At 47.7% G+C, this 18,462-nt stretch carries 20 protein-coding genes; 11 read left to right on the top strand and 9 right to left on the bottom strand.

Annotated features, from left to right (window positions below):
* Positions 1 to 137 precede the first annotated feature (137 nt).
* Entirely contained in the window at positions 138 to 1,304 is a 1,167-nt protein-coding gene (locus E8L90_RS13085; RefSeq protein WP_137029778.1) for a UDP-N-acetylmuramoyl-tripeptide--D-alanyl-D-alanine ligase, read from the top strand.
* A 281-nt stretch (positions 1,305 to 1,585) separates the two neighbouring features.
* Complete coding sequence (locus E8L90_RS29910; protein WP_162309077.1) at positions 1,586 to 1,858, top strand: hypothetical protein; 273 nt, start codon at positions 1,586 to 1,588, stop codon at positions 1,856 to 1,858.
* On the opposite strand, the gene E8L90_RS13075 is transcribed toward E8L90_RS29910, so the two are convergent.
* From E8L90_RS13075 to E8L90_RS13050, 6 genes are all read right to left on the bottom strand, one after another.
* Positions 1,847 to 2,608 (bottom strand): FixH family protein, encoded by a 762-nt coding sequence (locus E8L90_RS13075; RefSeq protein WP_137029776.1) that lies wholly within the window; start codon positions 2,606 to 2,608, stop codon positions 1,847 to 1,849. The genes E8L90_RS29910 and E8L90_RS13075 overlap by 12 nt on opposite strands.
* Positions 2,609 to 2,614: 6 nt before the next feature.
* Complete coding sequence (locus E8L90_RS13070) at positions 2,615 to 3,226, bottom strand: SCO family protein (RefSeq protein WP_137029775.1); 612 nt, start codon at positions 3,224 to 3,226, stop codon at positions 2,615 to 2,617.
* A 34-nt stretch (positions 3,227 to 3,260) separates the two neighbouring features.
* Complete coding sequence (gene ctaG, locus E8L90_RS13065) at positions 3,261 to 4,130, bottom strand: cytochrome c oxidase assembly factor CtaG (protein ID WP_137029774.1); 870 nt, start codon at positions 4,128 to 4,130, stop codon at positions 3,261 to 3,263.
* A gap of 178 nt (positions 4,131 to 4,308) precedes the next feature.
* The gene (locus tag E8L90_RS13060) at positions 4,309 to 4,779 is read right to left on the bottom strand and encodes a thioredoxin family protein (protein WP_137029773.1); all 471 of its coding nucleotides are present in this window, start codon (positions 4,777 to 4,779) and stop codon (positions 4,309 to 4,311) included.
* Between the two features lie 3 nt (positions 4,780 to 4,782).
* Positions 4,783 to 5,211, bottom strand: coding sequence for a disulfide oxidoreductase (locus E8L90_RS13055; RefSeq protein ID WP_137029772.1), 429 nt, complete (start codon positions 5,209 to 5,211; stop codon positions 4,783 to 4,785).
* A gap of 174 nt (positions 5,212 to 5,385) precedes the next feature.
* Complete coding sequence (locus E8L90_RS13050) at positions 5,386 to 6,171, bottom strand: metallophosphoesterase family protein (RefSeq protein ID WP_137029771.1); 786 nt, start codon at positions 6,169 to 6,171, stop codon at positions 5,386 to 5,388.
* A gap of 167 nt (positions 6,172 to 6,338) precedes the next feature.
* Here E8L90_RS13050 and E8L90_RS13045 point away from each other — a divergent pair, with 167 nt between their 5' ends.
* From E8L90_RS13045 to E8L90_RS13030, 4 genes are all read left to right on the top strand, one after another.
* Complete coding sequence (locus E8L90_RS13045; protein ID WP_137029770.1) at positions 6,339 to 7,094, top strand: cupin domain-containing protein; 756 nt, start codon at positions 6,339 to 6,341, stop codon at positions 7,092 to 7,094.
* Between the two features lie 102 nt (positions 7,095 to 7,196).
* A complete protein-coding gene (locus tag E8L90_RS13040; protein ID WP_137029769.1) occupies positions 7,197 to 7,919 on the top strand; it encodes an NAD-dependent deacylase in 723 nt (240 codons plus the stop codon).
* A gap of 264 nt (positions 7,920 to 8,183) precedes the next feature.
* A complete protein-coding gene (locus E8L90_RS13035) occupies positions 8,184 to 10,100 on the top strand; it encodes an ABC transporter ATP-binding protein (RefSeq protein ID WP_137029768.1) in 1,917 nt (638 codons plus the stop codon).
* Between the two features lie 90 nt (positions 10,101 to 10,190).
* Positions 10,191 to 10,412: a hypothetical protein gene (locus tag E8L90_RS13030; RefSeq protein ID WP_088906829.1), complete on the top strand. Its 222-nt coding sequence runs from the start codon at positions 10,191 to 10,193 to the stop codon at positions 10,410 to 10,412.
* Between the two features lie 48 nt (positions 10,413 to 10,460).
* Here E8L90_RS13030 and E8L90_RS13025 read toward each other — a convergent pair whose 3' ends face one another.
* Positions 10,461 to 10,832 carry a L,D-transpeptidase gene (locus E8L90_RS13025; RefSeq protein ID WP_137029767.1) on the bottom strand — a complete coding sequence of 124 codons (372 nt, stop codon included), beginning with the start codon at positions 10,830 to 10,832 and terminating at the stop codon, positions 10,461 to 10,463.
* A gap of 77 nt (positions 10,833 to 10,909) precedes the next feature.
* A complete protein-coding gene (locus tag E8L90_RS13020; protein WP_007727802.1) occupies positions 10,910 to 11,155 on the bottom strand; it encodes a hypothetical protein in 246 nt (81 codons plus the stop codon).
* Positions 11,156 to 11,356: 201 nt separating this feature from the next.
* Between E8L90_RS13020 and E8L90_RS13015 the strand changes: the two genes are divergently transcribed.
* From E8L90_RS13015 to E8L90_RS13000, 4 genes are all read left to right on the top strand, one after another.
* On the top strand, positions 11,357 to 12,115 hold the full coding sequence (locus E8L90_RS13015) for a DUF4931 domain-containing protein (RefSeq protein WP_137029766.1): 759 nt from the start codon (positions 11,357 to 11,359) through the stop codon (positions 12,113 to 12,115).
* 21 nt (positions 12,116 to 12,136) lie between these two features.
* Positions 12,137 to 12,997, top strand: coding sequence for a GNAT family N-acetyltransferase (locus E8L90_RS13010; RefSeq protein ID WP_137029765.1), 861 nt, complete (start codon positions 12,137 to 12,139; stop codon positions 12,995 to 12,997).
* An 83-nt stretch (positions 12,998 to 13,080) separates the two neighbouring features.
* Positions 13,081 to 14,211: a virulence factor gene (locus tag E8L90_RS13005; RefSeq protein WP_137029764.1), complete on the top strand. Its 1,131-nt coding sequence runs from the start codon at positions 13,081 to 13,083 to the stop codon at positions 14,209 to 14,211.
* A 280-nt stretch (positions 14,212 to 14,491) separates the two neighbouring features.
* The gene (locus E8L90_RS13000) at positions 14,492 to 15,787 is read left to right on the top strand and encodes a phytoene desaturase family protein (RefSeq protein WP_137029763.1); all 1,296 of its coding nucleotides are present in this window, start codon (positions 14,492 to 14,494) and stop codon (positions 15,785 to 15,787) included.
* A gap of 107 nt (positions 15,788 to 15,894) precedes the next feature.
* Here the strand turns inward: E8L90_RS13000 and E8L90_RS12995 are convergent, their stop codons facing one another.
* The gene (locus tag E8L90_RS12995) at positions 15,895 to 16,707 is read right to left on the bottom strand and encodes a serine hydrolase (protein ID WP_137029762.1); all 813 of its coding nucleotides are present in this window, start codon (positions 16,705 to 16,707) and stop codon (positions 15,895 to 15,897) included.
* A gap of 111 nt (positions 16,708 to 16,818) precedes the next feature.
* Here E8L90_RS12995 and E8L90_RS12990 point away from each other — a divergent pair, with 111 nt between their 5' ends.
* A complete protein-coding gene (locus E8L90_RS12990; RefSeq protein ID WP_137029761.1) occupies positions 16,819 to 18,444 on the top strand; it encodes a peptide ABC transporter substrate-binding protein in 1,626 nt (541 codons plus the stop codon).
* Positions 18,445 to 18,462 lie beyond the last annotated feature (18 nt).

Below are 18,462 nucleotides of genomic sequence, written 5' to 3'. Positions count from 1 at the left end.
ACTCTATTCCAGAAGTCGTCTGTCTGATTTGGATAGTAGCGGAACGTTTTCATAGATAATGGTCTATACAGGCTGTCTATGTCGTTCATACAATAGGAAAGCTGATCGAGAGAAGAAGAGAACGAGGCAAAGGGGTGATGCCCATGAAAAAGAAGAGAAGAGCTGCTGTACCGTTAAAGACACTGATTCTCGACAAGCCAGTTATCGCTGTGACGGGAAGCGCAGGGAAGACCACGACAAAGGAAATGATCTATACCATCCTGAATCTACGCATGCCCACATATAAATCGATGTACAACAAGAACTTCCTGGGAAATACAAGAGCGCATACCAAAAGAATTCGGGACGAGCACAAGGCCGCAGTGCTTGAGTATGGTATTTATCGAAGTGGTCATTTGCGACAGCATTGCAAAATCATCCAGCCGTCGATGGGAGTCATCACCAATATTGGCACGGCTCATATCGGAAATTTTGGCGGTGATGCCAGGCAGCTGGCGTTAGCAAAAACGGAGTTAATTCGTCATATGAAACCCACGGGAACTATTTTTCTGAATGGGGACTGTCCCTATTCTCGCACGTTCGTTCAACAGCCTTATCTAGGTTCGTTCACGGGAAAAGTCGTGACATTTGGCAAGGAGCAGGAGGCGGACTATAAGGCGGGGCGAACGAAAATAGAGGGCAATGGGTTTCGATTCGAATGTTCTTTGCGTGGAGAAAAGGAGTCATTTTTTGTCCCTATTCCCGGAGAGCATAATTTGTACAATGCATTGGCTGCTATTGCAGTCGCGCATACGATGGGGATTCCCGTCGAGGATATTCGTCGCGGGTTAAGTCAGTTTCGCGGACAGCGAAAACGCCTAATGAGCTATCGGCTCGCGAACAACATTCAGGTGCTGGATGATACCTACAGCTCGAATCCAGATGCGGCCAAGGCAGCGATTGATGTGTTAAGCGAGGTAGGGCATACCACAAAGATCGCGGTGCTCGCCAGTATGCTGGAAATGGGCAAATACGACGTGAAAGGTCATGAGGATGTCGGGAAATATTTGAGTCAAAAAAATGTAGACTACTTATATACGCTAGGAAGAAGTGCTAGGAATATTGCCAGAGCAGCGATTCGCTCCGGTTTTCCGGCAGATCGGGTCAGGCATTGCTTGAGTAAGGCAGGCTTGCATCGTCGTCTAGCAAAACAGCTGAAGCCAAATACCGCATTTCTCGTAAAAGGATCGAATCGGTTGAAAATGGGAGAGACTGTACAATTTTTGTGCAGGGTATCTGCCAAACGAAGCACGGGGAATGGATGAAAGAGTGGGGACATCTGCGGATTTGTATACAGGCTATTGCGGAAAAAATAGGTGAATGACGGCGGGCAAACGCACATACCATCTGTGCGTTTGCTGCATTTCCTATAGGGAGACTAGTAGGAGGTGACACGTCATGTCATATCAATTTCCACCTGGCGGCCGAGATGGTTCCCCAGGTTTTCCCGGCTCACCAGGCTCCCCCGGTTCACCGGGAGGGTTCCCCCCTCCACCATCAGGTCCTCCACCCAGCAGGACGCCAAGTGCACCGGGAGCAAGAGGCTATGGCGGAACACGCCGGATTGATGCCGGAGGATTCTATCCCTGTTTATATCGTTACACATACGTTTGGCTACGAAATGGTCGCTCTTTCTGGTTTTACCCCGTCCATGTCGGTCGTAACTCTGTATCTGGATACCGCTGGACAGGATATCGATGGGAGTATTACGGGACAGACTTGGGGCGAATCGCCTATTTTACTTGCTAACCGAATTTACAAGCAAAACGGCCATTCCTTGGGAGGATGGCCGTTTTATTTTGCATCCCTATTTTATTGAAAGTGAGAAATCCTTGTGATCATGTGTGTCCCCTTTTTCCACATGGATCTTCACTGTGTAATCTCCGGCAGTAGGGAACTGAGCGTTGCCTGCGTACTGGCCTGTTGCGGTTTCCGTTGCATCGACGAAGCTATGCTTCTCGTCATTTCCCCGCCAGAATTCGAATTTGACTGTCGCTTTGTCAAACGCTTTGTTGTCTTTCATCAAATGAACAGTGAGAGCCGCTGGGGTTGCTACCTGAATATTGTCAGCGGGAGAGAAATGATAATCAATTGTATCAGCATTCGCGTGACCTGCCGCCCCATGATCGTGTGACTGACCTGCGTCAGCTTGAGGTGCGGATGGCGTCGCTCCGGTCTTGCTGTTTACGGTAAACGGTGTCTTCTGCATATTGTGGAAATCTCGTGCCGTTACATGGTAGTAGACAAAATAAGAACCAGGCTCATTAATGGTTTGTTGGGCCGTGTAAACACCGTCTCCTTGTAGCGAAGCCGGGATCGTTTCATGCTTTTCTTGCCCATCTTTCCACCATTCGAACTTCACTTCCTTGGCATCATCCACGGGTTGGCCTTCTTGTGTGACTTTAACGGAGAAGGTAACTGTGTCGCCCGCTACAAGCTCCTTTGGTTCCAATGTAAAGGCAGCCTCAACGGGGGCTCCGGGTTGAAAAACTTGTTGCTCGTTCTCTTTTCCACAAGCGGCTAAAAGGAGCATAAGCATGGATAAGAGCAGAATCATCGTACGTTTCATGTTGGATTACCCTTCCTTCTTCAATTTCAACAGTTCCTGATAAATTTGTTCGGGATCGAAATCGTCACCCATGCCGAATTTTTGAATGACGGCATTGTTATCATCCACGAGATACGTACTCGATGTATGAGAGATAAATCCATCATCCATCTTAGTGGCAAAAAAGCCAAGCGAATTTGTAACTGTTTTGATCGTTGCGTCATCACCCCGAAGCAGGGTCCAGCCATTTTCTTGAATCCCCAACTGCTGGGCATAGTAGCGCATGACATCTGGGGTGTCGTTTTGCGGATCAATCGTGATGGTCAAAAACTCAACGCCTTGGCCCATCAAGTTTGCTTCGAGCAAGCGCTTTTGCAGCTGAACCATTTTTACCGTTGTCGTGGGACAAATATCCGGGCAACGGGTATAGATCAGCTCTACCAAGCGAAACGTTTTCTTTTGCGGTGCTAGCGAATAGGACTGTCCATCGATGGTTTGCAGAGTCACATCAGGTAATTTCGCCTGGGCGTTTTTAGGCCCGAACCAAACCCAAGAAGCGACAAGAGCAACAAGGACAAGGACGGGTAACAACAAGAGCAACCGTCTGATTCGGATAGCGGTAGCAGGGGCGATATTCACGTGTGTATAGCGCCTCCTTTCTGATTCTTTTTGGCTAAGGCGTCATGAGGCCGTCCTCTTCCTGATTCTTTTCTTTTCGATACCAAGTGGAGAAGATGTAAGCCAGGACGACTCCGTACGTCAGCTCCTGCATGAGCTTCATCACGATTCCACCCAGCCGTTGATCCTCCAAAGGGAGCAGTGGAACGGAGAACATCGACTTGTCGATCGGCGTGGAAAAGAATGGCGCGCAGAGCATGGAAGGACCATCTACATATGTCGCATACAACGGTGTTGCTGAAAAAATAATCAGTGCGCATGCAGGTGTAATCAAAACACCGTTAGCAAAAATGTAGGCGAGCTTTTGCAGTTCAGACAGGCGGTGAATTTCCGGAATCGGTGCGATAACAGGCATCCACATCAAAATGGCAGTCACCAGCAGCAGTAAATGAACGAAATTATGTAGGGCCAGATTGTTCATTGCCAAGTCTAAAATGACAGGCATATGGTAAAACGAGAACAGGGCATTGAACATGAGAATAGCAGGTATCGGGTGACTCGCTATGCGCATGAATAGCTTGAGCCCCCGGCGATAGAACAGGCCGCGGATCAACCATGACGGGGTTCCTGCCAAGAGCAGCAAGGGCATGACGAGATAGAGCAACGATTGCTGCAGCATGTGGGCGCTAAACAAAAAATGCCCAGCTACGTTCAAAGGACTTCCCATACTAAAGTAAAAACCAAGTAAGCCGAGAGTGAAAAAAGTCTTTTGCTTGCGTGTAACAGGTGTGGAATCTTGAAAAGTTTGGCGTAATGGTCCGATCAGCGAGAAATAAGCCAGACCGATCAAGAAAGTCAAAAGAATCAGCTCTGGATTCCATGTCGCCCGAAAGCCAAAGGTTTCAATGAAATAAGTGAGGGTCATGCGATTACCTCCGTTTTCAAGGATTATCCCCAGTATTCATTATAGGCAAATAACTGGAAAAGCCTAATGACTCGTTCGGGCTATTTCCACCGGGGGAGAAGTGAGATTTCACATAATTGTCACGCATGCCAAAAATAAAAAGAGCCTCCCCTAAAAAGGCGAGGGAGGCTATCGTACGTTATGATTTTTTCTGTTCTTCCAGCCATGCTTTCCACTCGCTTGCCTCACGTCCACCTACGAGACGAGCTACTTCTTTGCCGCCCTTGTAATGAACGAGGCTTGGGGTGAATTTGATGTTGTATTCACCGTAGCCGGCGTTAAATTCGAGCAAGTTGAGCTTTTTCATATCGATGTCCAAGCTTTTCACAATCGGTACAAGGACGGGGGTAGTTGCTTTGCAATGCTCACAAACCGGACTGTAAAAGTAAACAAACGCGTCCTCTTGATTATCAAGCTTGGCTTTGAGGTCATTAGGCATAATGAGATTATCGTACAGCGGATCACTCAATTGTTCAAGAGTGGCGGGGTGCAAATTGTCTTTGCCATAAGGGTTTCCTTCCGCAAGTTGACGGTTCGAAATATCTGCGTACACGATCGCACCAATCAGGAGCGCAGCCACAAGGATGGATAGAAAGATAACTTTCTTCATGAATCATTTCTCCTTTGCATTTTTCATTACGATGACAAGCAGGATGCTGATCAAGGTGAAGGCAATGAGAGCAAGGAACGGAATCGTGATAAACCCTAGCCAGTTAATATAGTCCGTGTTGCATGGCACAATGCCGCAAGCGCTACCCAGATCTTGTAAGGCAGGTATTTTTTGAATGGAGTAATGATACAGCGATGTGAGTCCTCCGATGATGGAGAGAATCAAGGCGTACGATGCGATCTTGTCATCTTTCTTCGCGGTGGCAACTCCGAGCAAGATGACGAGCGGGTACATCAAGATTCGCTGGTACCAACACAGGTCACACGGTATGTACTTTAACACCTCTGAAAAAAACAAACTGGCTCCTGTTGCGATGAGGGAGACTCCCCATGCGGCAAACATGGCTTGTTCCACAATTTGCTGACGTTTCATATAAACACCTCGTTCATATCTTAACATATTACAAATCGAAAGTTGATTATAAAAAGTAATAATTTTTCATTGAATGATTGGGCTTGTCTCCTTCATCCACTGGCTGTACTACCCGATGCGCTTGCAGCAGGTAGGAGCACCCGTACGTTACGTTCCCCGTTTTCCCGAGCATGATCAGTAGAGTCGTACTTGAGGAGAGGAATGCGTATCACGAATCGGTACGAACATGGATTGAAGAGAAGGCCATTCGACGAGCATGACGCCTCGCCAATACCCTGCGCCACCATCAATGCCAACGATATTGTCTCTGCGCCAAGGACCGCTGCCTGTGTATTGAGGTAAGCCTGGAACAGGGGTATGGCCAAAGATGACTGGGAGTTCTCCATCATAATAAAGGTAGAAAGGCTCGCGAATCCATAGTAAATCATGCGGATTTTGTTCCTGCAAGGGAATGCCGGGTTGAATACCTGCGTGTACCAAAAGGGCGGCTGGAGCTCCTGTTCGCGGATCGGCTGGCAGCTCTATATACAAAGGAAGAGAAGATAAGGCTGGCAAAATGGTTGGATAGCGAGAAAGGATCAATTGCCGCGCTTCTTCTTGTTCCTGAAAAGAAGGCATCCGATTAAGAAAAGCTCGCCGAAGCGGGTGATTCCCTAAGAACGAACGAATGGTGGCATCGCCGCCATTGTAGCGCAGGTATAACTCCGGATTGCCGTTGCCAGACAGCCAATCCTCGAGCATTTGCTCGTGGTTACCTTTTATGAGATAGATTTGGTTCAGATACGCCTGCCGAAGAGCGAGTAGATCGAGCAATACTTCCTTTGATTCAGGTCCTCGATCGATCATGTCCCCCAATACGTACAGACGATCACCAGCCTGGGGAGAGAAGGAAACGTCCCGTAGCGCCTTTTGAAAAGCCTGATTCTGACCATGTATGTCCGAGACCAAATAAGTAGCCAAACAAGATCACCCTCCTCGATTACCCGCTATACCTTTTAGTAGGATATGTTTGTGCAAAGTGGAGGGTGAAAGGGTGTGTCTCATTAAATGGGGGCACATATTTTGTGAACGGGAATAGAGATGCATAATGAGTCAAATACCCATAAGGTGGGAGGATCATACGATAGATGGCTACTTCCTATCGCGACTATACATCGCCAAATACTCAGTTCACGTACGATATGAGAAATAATCTGTTTTTCAAAAAGGACGATCGGAATTTCATCGATGCCTTGGGGATCGCACAATTAAATACATTGGGCAACAGCTCACTGTTGGATATTTTCCTGACAACGGGCAATGTTGTCGAGCCACACATTCATCAAAATGCAGCGGAGCTGGTGTATTGCATCGCTGGTGAGGCGATAGTGTCCTTAATCAATCCTTTTACCAATCAATTGCTCAATTACAATATTAAACCGAGACAAGTTGCCAACATCCCGCAGGGCTGGTGGCATTATGAAATGGCTTTGACAGACGATACGCATCTACTGGCTATTTTTGATGCGCCTGTTCCAGAGGTGATCTTTGGCTCTGATATTTTGCGCTTGACTCCAGCAAGTGTGTGGGCACATACGTATTGTTTAGATGAAGCAAAGGTAAAAGAAACATTTGCGCCTCTTACCCAAACAGTCGTGATTGGCCCACCCGTAGGATGTCAGCAGCAGGGGCAGTTGCCAGATAGAACTGCCACAAGCCAGTACCCGTACGATGGCTACTCGAGCCAGTTGCCAGACAGTTACGGTTATTACGATGCCAACTACGTGCAGCAGGGTGGTTATGGGCAGCACCCAATCTATCAACAGCCGCCCGTTTATCCGCAATATGGCACGAATCCCTATCATACCGGATATCCGCCACAACCCGTTTATCCATCCTATTGAATGGTAAGACAGATGGTGTCTTAATGGGTAGGTCTCCCAAATCAGGCATTCTTCTATTACAATCAGGAGAAGAACATTTTCAAAGAAGAAGGGGAGGCCATAATGGATCATCTGGCACACTGGTTGCGGACATCTTCTTTTACCGTTGTATTCACCGGAGCAGGCATGTCGACAGAGAGTGGCTTGCCTGATTTTCGTTCACAGTCTGGACTATGGCGCGGCAAAGATCCGATGCAGCTCGCGAGTACACGCGCGATGATGGAGAATCGGGAAGCGTTTGTTGAATTTTATCAGATGCGCATTCAAGCTCTACTGTCTTGCAAGCCACATGCCGGACACGAATGCTTAGCTGAATGGGAGCGGCGTGGATTGGTCCATGGGATCATTACACAAAATGTAGATGGCTTTCATCAAGAGGCGGGAAGCTTGGCTGTAGCCGAACTCCATGGCTCCCTTGCGAAAATCCGCTGTCATGCCTGCGGGACCGAGTATGCCAATTCACGTTATCTGGAGGAGCAAGGGACGATTTGCGCCTGCGGTGGATTTTTGCGTCCGGGTGTTGTCCTGTTTGGCGAATCTTTGCCGCAATCACAAGTCGATCAGGCCATCTCGTGGACCGAACAAGCCGATTTGTTCATCGTATTAGGTTCTTCGCTTACCGTGAGTCCCGCGAATTGGTTTCCACAGCATGCGAAAGAAAGAGGAGCCAAACTGGTCATTGTCAATCAGGAACCAACCCCATTGGATACGTGGGCAGATGAGGTCATCCAAAATGAACCGATCGGCGAAGTACTGCAAAGGGTAGGACAATCGTTAGGCGAATAAAAGCAGGCGTGCTCGATGAAAAGAGTACGCCTCTTCTGCTTGGGCTCGTTGCCCCGTCTTCATACTGGTGACGCTTCCTATTTTATTTTCGTACATGTGTCATTATTACTGACTATTCAATATTTTACCATTAATGAGACGGTATTCCAATATTTGTTCGATCCATTTGAATCACCCTAGAGCTTGCACGAAAAACATGATACCATCGAGTGTAAGATTCATATGGCTTCTCGATAAGCAAATAGAAAAGTACAGGTGACGCTCATGCAAATATTATCAGTAGAAAACCTCTCCAAGGGCTATGGAGAAAAAGTATTGTTTGATAACATTTCCTTTCATATTGCCGAGCAAGAGCGCATTGGTCTGATCGGTGTAAATGGTACGGGAAAATCCTCGCTCTTGAAAATCGTGGCGGGACTGGATACAGCGGATAGCGGGAAAATTGTTCACGCGAATCATTTCCATGTGGAGTATTTGCCGCAAAACCCCGATTTTGACGAAAACTCCTCCGTACTGGAACAAGTATTTTACGGCGATTCTCCACTCATTCAGCTTTTGCGTGATTATGAAACAGCGCTAGAGGCTGTTCAGGAATCGCCTGACGACGAGAAAAAGCAGGCGCGATTGTTTGCTGTTCAAAATAGGATGGATGCGGCTGATGCGTGGGAGAGCAATACGCAAGCCAAAATGATCCTGACCAAGCTTGGCCTGCACAATTTCTCGCAAAAGGTAGGAGAGCTCTCTGGTGGACAAAAAAAGCGGGTAGCAATGGCACGTGCTTTGATCCAACCAGCAGACCTACTCATTTTGGATGAGCCTACGAACCATATTGACAATGAGACAGTCGAGTGGCTGGAAGAGTATTTGTCCCGCTACAAGGGCGCTTTGCTGCTCGTCACTCATGATCGTTACTTCCTGGATCGCGTGACGAACCGTACATTTGAGCTGGATCGCGGCAAGCTGTACAGCTATGAAGGCAACTACGCGATGTTCCTGGAGAAAAAGGCGGAGCGTGAAGAAAATGAAGCGGCCGTAGAAAGCAAGCGGCAAAATCTGCTTCGACGCGAGCTGGCATGGCTGCGTCGTGGAGCAAAAGCACGGACGACCAAACAAAAGGCGCGTGTGCAACGGGCTGAGGAGTTACGAGATAAAGCCGTAGATGGACCTGCTGCCAAGATGGAAATGGCACTCGGGGCCAGTCGTCTCGGCAAAAAGGTGATCGAGCTTACAAACATCAATAAAGCGTACGGTGAGCGAAAACTGATCAACGATTTCAGCTATATTGTCCTGCCGGGTGATCGTGTGGGAATTATCGGGCCAAACGGAAGTGGAAAAACGACACTCCTGAACATGCTCGCAGGAAGAATTCAACCGGATAGCGGTTCATTGGAAATCGGGACGACCGTTAAAATCGCCTACTACACGCAGGATAGCGTCGAGATGGACGAAAAGCTGCGCGTCATCGAATATGTAAAGGAAGCGGCAGAGGTCATTCAGACGAGCAACGGGGAGTCGATCACGGCTTCGCAAATGCTGGAGCGGTTTCTGTTTTCTCCGCATATGCAATGGACACCGATTTCCCGCCTGTCTGGGGGAGAGCGCAGACGTCTCTATCTGCTTCGTACGCTGATGGGAGAGCCGAATGTGCTGTTTTTAGATGAGCCTACGAATGATTTGGATATTCAGACGCTCAGTATTTTGGAAGACTATCTCGAGCAGTTCCCTGGCGCAGTCATCACGGTATCGCATGACCGCTATTTCCTCGATCGTACCGTTGACCATTTGTTTGCTTTTGAGGGGCAAGGAAATATTCGTCAGTACTACGGCAACTACTCCGAGTACCTGGAAGATAGACGTCAGGAAAAGGCAACACAGGTACAAGAAGCGGATCAACAGGCAGAAAAGGCGCAAAGCAACAGCGGGACTAATCGCGGCAACAACCGCACGCGCAAGCTGTCCTACAAAGATCAGAAGGAATGGGATGCGATTGAAGGCAAGATCGCGGCTTTGGAAGAGCGCAGCGTCAAGCTAAAGCAAGAGATTGCAGCGTCTGGCAGCGATTATGGCAAAATTGAAAAGCTCTATGCAGAAGAACAGCAAGTGGCGACAGAGCTGGAAGCAACCATTGAGCGTTGGGCGGAATTATCTGCAATGGTAGAGGAATTGGAGCAAGGGAAATAATTAGTGGTGTAGCCAGTAATTGAGGGCTGGGAATGCGACGCTTCCACCTGTAGACTAGAGAAGATTACTAGAGTAGAGGAGTCGCTGTCGTTGCCTGCCTATAAGTTAGACCCGGAATGGGTGATGTCTTACCTAGAGCTGCAAGAACAACAGCTCTCTTCCGAAGTGCATCCAGAGGATAAAGAAGTGATCATGAATAAGATCAGGGAAATGACGTTATCGATCATGTACAAGCAAGCAAGAAGATTTCTTGTATACTTGGAATCGGATGAGACGGAAGCAGAAAGAACGAAAAAGACTCATCTTATGTAAAGAAGACCCGCCTTAGAATTAGAGAGGCGGGTCTTTGCATGTTTACGTTTATTGCTGTCTGATTCGAACGGGCGTACCAATGGGCACGATTTTTGCCAAAGCATTCACGTCCTCATTGAACATGCGAATACAGCCATGAGATACATACTTGCCGATAGAGGAAGGATCGTTTGTGCCGTGAATGCCGTAGTGTGGCTTACTTAGTCCCATCCAGATGGTTCCGAATACACTCAGAGGACCTCCCGGATAGGAATTCGGATAGGGGACTTTGCTGACGATGGTAAAATCCCCTCGTGGCGTCGATGTGGCAATTTTGCCCAAGGCAACAGGAAAGGAGCGGATGAGTCTATTTCCATCGAACAGATCGAGACGTAGCTTCGCAATCGAGATGCGGATGTTGTAGGACGGCAGCTTCTTCACCTCCTCCACAAACGATACGAAATGCCGCTGTTACTATGTTATGAAAACCGACGAAACCGGTACCTTTCCCCTCTTGATTAATGTAGTTTGAAATCTAACGAAAACGTATCTGGATAGCGCAGGCCGTCACGATAGAACAAGGTTCGCACCCAGACGTACATCCGTAAAGGGATGGAAGGAAAGACGATAGCAAGCTTACCTTCTTCCAAGACAGGCAAATCGAGCGGGGATTGAATTTCATAAGGGACTCCTTCTTGATCAAGCAACGTTTTGTAATGTTGGGCCTCGCTCCAGCTAACAGGATAATAAAATGATTTTTCCATCTAATTCCAACACCTTTCCAGGTTTCACTGCTTTCCATTGTATGTAAAACATTTGAGATAAAAAAAGAAACAAACGCCACAGATATTGAAAAATAGGCAGTCCAATTGAGGTTTCAAAAGTGTTGTCTGGGCAAAAACGTCATGATTTTCCCAGGAAATACGTGTAAAGTGGAAGTAAGCAAAAAGTGGAGGGACAAGGGAATGAAGCGTACGCACTTGCACTTTAACATGCAAATAGGCAGAAAAAAGCCAGTGAGTGTAAACAACACAGAAACGGCTTGTCCTTTTTGTGATCGGAACAGTCTCACCGATGTTTTGGAGCAGCGGGGCTCCATGATCTGGCTCATGAACAAATTCCCTGTTCTGGAGGAAACACATCAAACTGTTTTGATTGAGACGGATGATTGCCAAGGAGATTGGTCTGTCTATTCCATAGAGCATGTACGAGCATTACTGGCATTCGGGGTAGAGAAGTGGCTGGAAATGGAGCAAAGCAAATCTTATCGTTCCGTTCTGTTTTTCAAAAACCACGGCCCGTATTCCGGAGGGAGCATTCGTCATCCGCACATGCAGATCGTGGGATTACATGATTACAACTATCTGGATCAGGTAAAAGACAGTGATTTTATTGGCATGACCATCGATCAAGAGGGAGGGATTGAATGCAATCTGTCTACGCATCCGCGTGCAGGTTTTTTTGAATACAATGTCATTCTATCGGACTTTGATCGATTGCCGAAAATGGCAGACTACTTACAAATTTTAGCACATTGGATACTGACTCATGTCAATCCTCGTAACCAAAGCTACAATTTTTTCTTTTACCATTGGGGAGAAAAGCTGATCGCCAAAGTGGTTCCGAGGTTTGTTACCTCGCCTCTTTACGTAGGCTATTCGATTCCGCAGGTCGCCAATAATTTGGAAGAAACCATTGCTGAAATGCAGAGACGTTACTTCTAACAGTAGAAAGGGTGCTTCGCTTTGACGTATACGATCATGGCAAGAAAAACACTCACCTCAGAGGAACTGGCACACATTAAAGAACTGGTTGCAATATGTAACGAGCAGGATGGCATTGATCTCAAAGTGAACCCGAGTATGCTGGAAAAGCGTTCGGGGGAGCATGAAGAAGATTTCCTTTGTTATGTGAACGAAAAGCTGGTCGGGTTTCTTGGACTCTATGTGTTTCACAGTGGCGAGGCAGAAGTGAGCGGAATGGTCCATCCAGCTTTTAGAAGAAATGGCATCTTTACAGCAATGCAAGCAAAAGCCGTAGACGAATGCAGAAGAAGAGGCATCCCCTCGCATTTATATATCGTTCAGCGGGATTCGCAGAGCGGCAAGTCATACATGGAGCGCATCAGTGGGGATTATCAATTCTCGGAATATTGGATGGAATTGGGGGAGAGGCAACCAGGAAACCTCTTGGGAAATGTACACCTCCGCGCGGAGACTGCCAATGATCTCGAAAAATTGATCTGGCTGAATGTCCATGGCTTTCAATTAGAGGAAGAACGCGCCAGAGAGATGTCAGAGAATATGGCAGGAGACCCGAAATCCCGTACATATCTGATGGTAGTTGACGAACAGGCGATTGGCAAAATAAGTGTCAGGAAAAATGAAGGCAAGGCATTCATTTATGGATTTTGTGTCCACCCGGATCATCAGGGGAAAGGCTACGGACGTGAGGCTTTGGCCCAAACAATCCAACTCCTGGAGGAGGAAGGGTATCCGCACGTGTCACTTGAGGTAGCCTGTGAAAACAGCAAGGCATTGGGCTTGTATGAATCATGCGGTTTTTCTGTGAAATCAGCGAACGATTACTATAAGCTGGAGTTGTAATTGTCAAACTGCATTTGTACAGCTCGCGGGTTGGAAAACGAATCGGGTTCCATGCTACGATAGAAGGGAAGGAGTGACTTAATATGAAATTGTTGTCCATCGAACCGACGCCGAGTCCAAACGTCATGAAGCTGAATGTAGACGAGCGTTTGCCGGATGGGGTCCAACATGTCTATACAAAGAAAGATGCGAGTAAAGCACCAGAACGCATGAATAAGCTCTTGGAGATCGAAGGGGTCACCTCCATTTTTCATACGGCAGATTTTCTCGCGCTGGAGCGAAAGTCCAATGCAGATTGGCAGCGTATTTTGACTGCCGCGCGCGAGGTATTGCAAGCAGGTGGAGGAGCGGCTGTTCCTGACATGTCTGCGGAGGATGCGGGGGCATTTGGAGAGGCGCAAGTGTACGTTCAAATGTTCCGCGGTGTACCGATGCAGGTCAAGGTGACCATGGGAACGGAACAGATCCGTGCAGCGCTGCCAGAGCGTTTTGGACAGGCAGCCGTACGTGCAGGATCTGCTTCGCCCAACCTCATCATGGAGCGAAAATGGGTCGAGCATGGTGTGCGTTACGGCGATTTGCGTGAGATTGGCGAGGAGGTCGCATTGGAAGTCGATGCCTCCTATCCGGAGAGCCGCGTGGAAGAAATCGTGGAACAGGCCATGGCGCTTGGTCCCGGGGAAACCCCAGAGCCAGTCGTGCGTGAAAAGAAAGTCGTTACGCTAGAGATGCTCGATGATCCGGATTGGCAAAAAAGATATGAAGCGCTGGATCGAATGGAGCCTACTGAAGAGGATTTGCCTGTTTTGGAAAAAGCGCTTCGTGATGGCAAACCGTCGATTCGCAGGCTGGCCGTTGTGTATCTGGGCATGATCGGTGGCGATGATGTTTTCTCGCTGCTGTTTGAAGCGCTCCGCGATGATTCCGTCTCTGTACGACGCACAGCGGGGGATACCTTGTCTGACTTAGGTGACACGCGCGCAATTCTGCCGATGTGTGAAGCGCTGAAGGATAAAAACAAGCTGGTACGCTGGCGCGCTGCTCGCTACTTGTTTGAGGTGGGGGATGACACTGCCTTGGATGCTTTGCGTGCCGCACAGAACGATCCTGAGTTCGAGGTCAGCTTGCAAGTCCAAATGGCCGTGCAGCGCATTGAAAGCGGCGAGGCGGCTAGTGGTACCGTTTGGCAGCAAATGACTCGCCGAAACGATTAGTTCGCTGCTTCCAGTTGCGTAAGAGCCCTCAATCGAGCAGATTACTGCTTGAGAGGGCTTTTTTGTCGTATTTTCGTTGGTTGGATATACGGCGAATAGCAGGGCATACTGCTTCAAGAAGAGCGATAAACAAGTTGGTTTATTAGGTAAATATTGGTATAAGTCAGTATAAAAATAGACACAGTTCAATAATAGTTGACTTCCACCTTATCCATCCCTTAGACTAGGATAGGGTTTAGCTTATGTATTCAACATCGCTAGTGCGTAGGGGAGATTGTGTATGACAACCAATCACTATGACGTTGTTATTGTAGGTGGGGGACTTGCTGGTCTTTCCAGTGCCGCCTACCTGTCGTCGAAAGGCAAAAAAGTTGCAGTTTTGGAACGCGGTCAATTGGGTGGACGTGCCGTTACACTGAAGATCAAAGGATTTAACTTCAACTTCGGTGCCCACGCCATTTATGCTCGCGACAGCTCCGTTTTGAGAACGTTTGAAAAAGAATTGGGTCTGAACATCGATTGGCAGGATTTCAATCCGACAAAAGCCAAGTACGATATTGGTAGCGATCTGACTGCAGTTCCGGCGAATGTACAAGGACTTTTCCAAACGAAGCTCTTAAAAGGCTTGGACAAAGTATTGTTCACGTTTGAGATTTTGAAAACGATGCTAAAAATGGAGAAAGGCCATCCACATATGTCGATTCAAAAGTGGATGGAGAAAAAGCAAGTCAACGAAGAAGTACGAGAAATGATGTTGACGCTTGCTTCTTCTAACTTCTTCACACGTGAGCCTGAAAAGATTCCTTCTGACGTTTTCTTTTCCTACTACAGCCGTTTGTTTACAACGAATAAACCGGTAGCGTATATCGGTGGTGGCTGGCAAGCATTGATCAATGAATTCGTGCGTGTGATTGAAGCCAATCAGGGTACGATTCTGATCAAAACCAAAGTAGAAAAGTTCCGAGTAGAGAATGATCGTGTGGTTGGAGTGGTGACACCGGAGGGCGAATTTACGGCGGATGAATTTATTTGCTGTATTCCGCCGAAGGAGATGGCGAAGGTCTTTGCGGAGACGCGCCTGGAACATGCGGTTGCCCAGCATGCTGAATACGAGCCAACAGTTGTTATGGTGTATGACATTGGCTTAAAAGAGCGCATTGACGTACCGTACTCCTACATCTACGAAAAAGCAAACAATATTTTCATTACCGATATTTCGTATTATGACCGTACTTGTGTACCTGAAGGCGGGCAGTTGCTGCAGGCGACTGCTTACATGCGTCAGGATGAAGTAGGGAACAAGGAAGCGGCCGAAATCCGCAAACAAGAGATTGAAAACCTGTATGACAAGCATTTCCCAGGCTGGCGTGAGCAACTGGTTGTGCCGCGCGTTTCTGCTCGTGCAGTCGTACAGGAGATCAAATGGACCATGAATCAGAAGCCAATGCCAGTTTTCATGCCGGATTACCGCAACCTGTTCTTCGCGGGTGACTGGTGTGAAGGACAAGGCCAGCTTTCTGAACTGTCTTTCTCTAGCGCGATGAACGTCGCCAAGCTGATTTTGGAAAAAGAATAAGTCGATGACGAGCGGGTGTTCCTTTGCGAAAGGAATGCCTGCTTGTTTTTTCTCATGCAACGGTTCAAAGAAAAAAGCCCGCCAATGGAGATGGCAGGCCACATGGATTACGCTTTCTGACTATATCCGTGATAAACGAGATTGCCGATTTGCGCCATGACGTTGGCAGCATCTTTCTGTTCAAGTCCCTTGTTTAAAATGGACAAGGTGATAGCATGAGAACCGATGTAAAGAATGCCGACATCATGCGTGATTTTGGTCACAGAGCCAGTCTTGTTGGCGAATTCCCATTTCGGAATCATCCCGATCACATCACCGTCCGGATCGGGCAAGAGAAAAGGGATGCGGTCACGGTGCTGCTGAGCCTTCAAGATTACGACCATTTTTAAACAGCTGTCGTAGGAGATGACTTTTCCTGTTGCCAAGTATCGGAGGTGGCTTCCCATGTCTTGTGCCGTCACCTCATTGTAGCCTTCCAATTCAGCTGGAATGACCATGAGCTTGTTGTAGAAGTGACTGTTTGTCATTTCGGTTTTTTGCATCGCGTTGCGAATACTCTCTGTTCCGACGAGATCAATCATCATGTTCGTCGCTGTATTGTCACTTTGGATGATCATCAGGGTAACCAGATCGCGAATCGTAAATTCAGTACCGGGAGTCATATGCTGAAGAACACCTGCACCGCCAACGAGATCCTCTGTACGCAGCTTGATTTTGTCCTCTAAGGCAAACTTGCCTGCGTACGCCTCTGCAAAAACAGCAGTCATGATCGGGACTTTGATTACACTGGCTGCATAAAAGCGTTGATCCTCGTTGATGGATAAGGTTTCACCGGTTTGCAAATCTTCGAAAAAGATTCCCCATTCCCCTCCGGCGTCCTTGGTCAGACTGGAAATTTGGGCAAAAAGGCTGGATAACATGTAGACCCATCTCCTTTTGTTTCGATGTAGACAAAATTTTCTCAAGATAATATTATTTAGTCATGCTCCTAACAATCAAGAAGAATTATTCCGAAGATGGGGGTTTTGCTGTTGCGTAAGTGGAAGAAACTATCATTTTGTGCTGTTCTGTTAACCAGTGTAGCGTTCGCTGGTTGTGGAACACCGCAAGCAAGCACCACGGTGGAGACGACAGGTGGAAAGCAGGAGCAGAGTAGCGCCCCTCAAACGATGCAGGTCAACCTGAATTCTGGTGAGCCAAGCACGATCGACCCTGGACTGGCAGAAGATATCCCTTCGATATCTGTTGCCCGTGCAGCATTTGATGGCCTCCTGCGCTTGAATGAAAAAGGCGAGCTGAAAGAGGCGGTCGCAGAGAAGTACGAGGTTTCCGCTGATGGTCTCACGTACACCTTCCATCTGCGGGAGTCCAAATGGACCAATGGAGATTCGGTTACGGCTCATGACTTCGAATACGCATGGAAACGAGTTCTCGACCCAAAAACCGCATCTGGTTACGCATACCAGATGTACTATTTGAAAAATGGGCAAGCTTTTAACTCTAACAAGGCAAAAGCCGAAGATGTCGGCGTGAAGGCAACTGACGACAAGACATTGGTTGTTACGCTGGAAAACCCGGCACCGTTTTTCCCGGAACTGGTTGCATCTGTCACCTATTTCCCGGTAAACAAAAAAGCGGTTGAGGGCAACAAAGAGTGGGCTTCTAAGCCAGAGACGTACATAACAAACGGACCTTTCAGCTTGAAAAATTGGGAGCACAAATCAAAGATCGATTTCGAAAAGAGCGATTCATACTGGGATAAGGACGCTGTCAAATTGTCCAAGCTGACGTTGAACATGATCGAGGATGCCAATACGGAGCTGTCGATGTTTGAAAAAGGTGATCTGGATTGGGCAGGTTCACCACTTGGCGATTTGCCACTGGATGCGCTGGACGCTCTGAAAGAATCCGGAAAGATGCAAGCTCAAGCGACAGCGGGTACGTACTGGTACATTTTCAATACGAAGCAAAAGCCGTTTGACAACAGAAAGATTCGTCAGGCATTTGCTTCGGCAGTGGGTCGTCAGGAAATCTCCGATAATGTCGTACCATACAAGAGCACGCCAGCGACGGGGATTCTCCCGCCGACCATGGCACTTACGCCAGAGGGCTACATCAAAGACGGTGATGTAGAGACTGCGAAGAAGCTCTTGGCGGAAGGTATGAAAGAAGCGGGGATCAAACAGTTGCCACCGATCACGATTGCATACAATACGTCAGAGGTCAATTCACGTATTGCGATAGTCATCCAGGATCAATGGCGCAAAGCATTTGGCATTGAAGTCAAACTGGTTAACAAAGAGAACAAGGTTCACCGTGAGGACATGAAGCAAGGAAACTTCACCATCGGTCGTGGTAGCTGGATTGGCGATTTCAACGATCCGATTAACTTCCTGGAAGTCTTCAAGGGTGGACTGAATACATCTAAATGGGAAAACAAGGAGTTCCTCGATTTGCTCGCGCAATCTGCCAAAGAAGGGGATGTAGCGAAGCGCAAGGAAATCCTCAAAAAAGCGGAACAAATCGTCATGGATGAAATGCCTGCGTTGCCAATCTACTATTTCACCTATGCGTGGGTGAAGCAGGATAGCGTAAAAGATGTGGGAGTAGATGCACTCGGGTTCATCGACTTCAAGTACGCTTCCAATCAAAAGTAATCATAAGTCTATGAGGGA

Source organism: Brevibacillus antibioticus (genome assembly GCF_005217615.1).
GTDB classification, from domain to species: Bacteria; Bacillota; Bacilli; order Brevibacillales; family Brevibacillaceae; genus Brevibacillus; species Brevibacillus antibioticus.
Note: the sequence above shows the minus strand (reverse complement) of the source record. Positions and strands in the feature narration are given on the sequence as shown.

Coding starts and splice junctions, on each gene's coding strand:
- E8L90_RS13060 (WP_137029773.1), bottom strand. CDS start 4,779: ATGAAGAAAGTTATCTTTCTATCCATCCTTGTGGCTGCGCTCCTGATT.
- E8L90_RS13000 (WP_137029763.1), top strand. CDS start 14,492: ATGACAACCAATCACTATGACGTTGTTATTGTAGGTGGGGGACTTGCT.
- E8L90_RS13005 (WP_137029764.1), top strand. CDS start 13,081: ATGAAATTGTTGTCCATCGAACCGACGCCGAGTCCAAACGTCATGAAG.
- E8L90_RS13075 (WP_137029776.1), bottom strand. CDS start 2,608: ATGAAACGTACGATGATTCTGCTCTTATCCATGCTTATGCTCCTTTTA.
- E8L90_RS29910 (WP_162309077.1), top strand. CDS start 1,586: ATGGCGGAACACGCCGGATTGATGCCGGAGGATTCTATCCCTGTTTAT.
- E8L90_RS13020 (WP_007727802.1), bottom strand. CDS start 11,155: ATGGAAAAATCATTTTATTATCCTGTTAGCTGGAGCGAGGCCCAACAT.
- E8L90_RS13040 (WP_137029769.1), top strand. CDS start 7,197: ATGGATCATCTGGCACACTGGTTGCGGACATCTTCTTTTACCGTTGTA.
- E8L90_RS13085 (WP_137029778.1), top strand. CDS start 138: ATGCCCATGAAAAAGAAGAGAAGAGCTGCTGTACCGTTAAAGACACTG.
- E8L90_RS13035 (WP_137029768.1), top strand. CDS start 8,184: ATGCAAATATTATCAGTAGAAAACCTCTCCAAGGGCTATGGAGAAAAA.
- E8L90_RS12995 (WP_137029762.1), bottom strand. CDS start 16,707: ATGTTATCCAGCCTTTTTGCCCAAATTTCCAGTCTGACCAAGGACGCC.
- E8L90_RS13015 (WP_137029766.1), top strand. CDS start 11,357: ATGAAGCGTACGCACTTGCACTTTAACATGCAAATAGGCAGAAAAAAG.
- E8L90_RS13055 (WP_137029772.1), bottom strand. CDS start 5,211: ATGAAACGTCAGCAAATTGTGGAACAAGCCATGTTTGCCGCATGGGGA.
- ctaG (WP_137029774.1), bottom strand. CDS start 4,130: ATGACCCTCACTTATTTCATTGAAACCTTTGGCTTTCGGGCGACATGG.
- E8L90_RS13045 (WP_137029770.1), top strand. CDS start 6,339: ATGGCTACTTCCTATCGCGACTATACATCGCCAAATACTCAGTTCACG.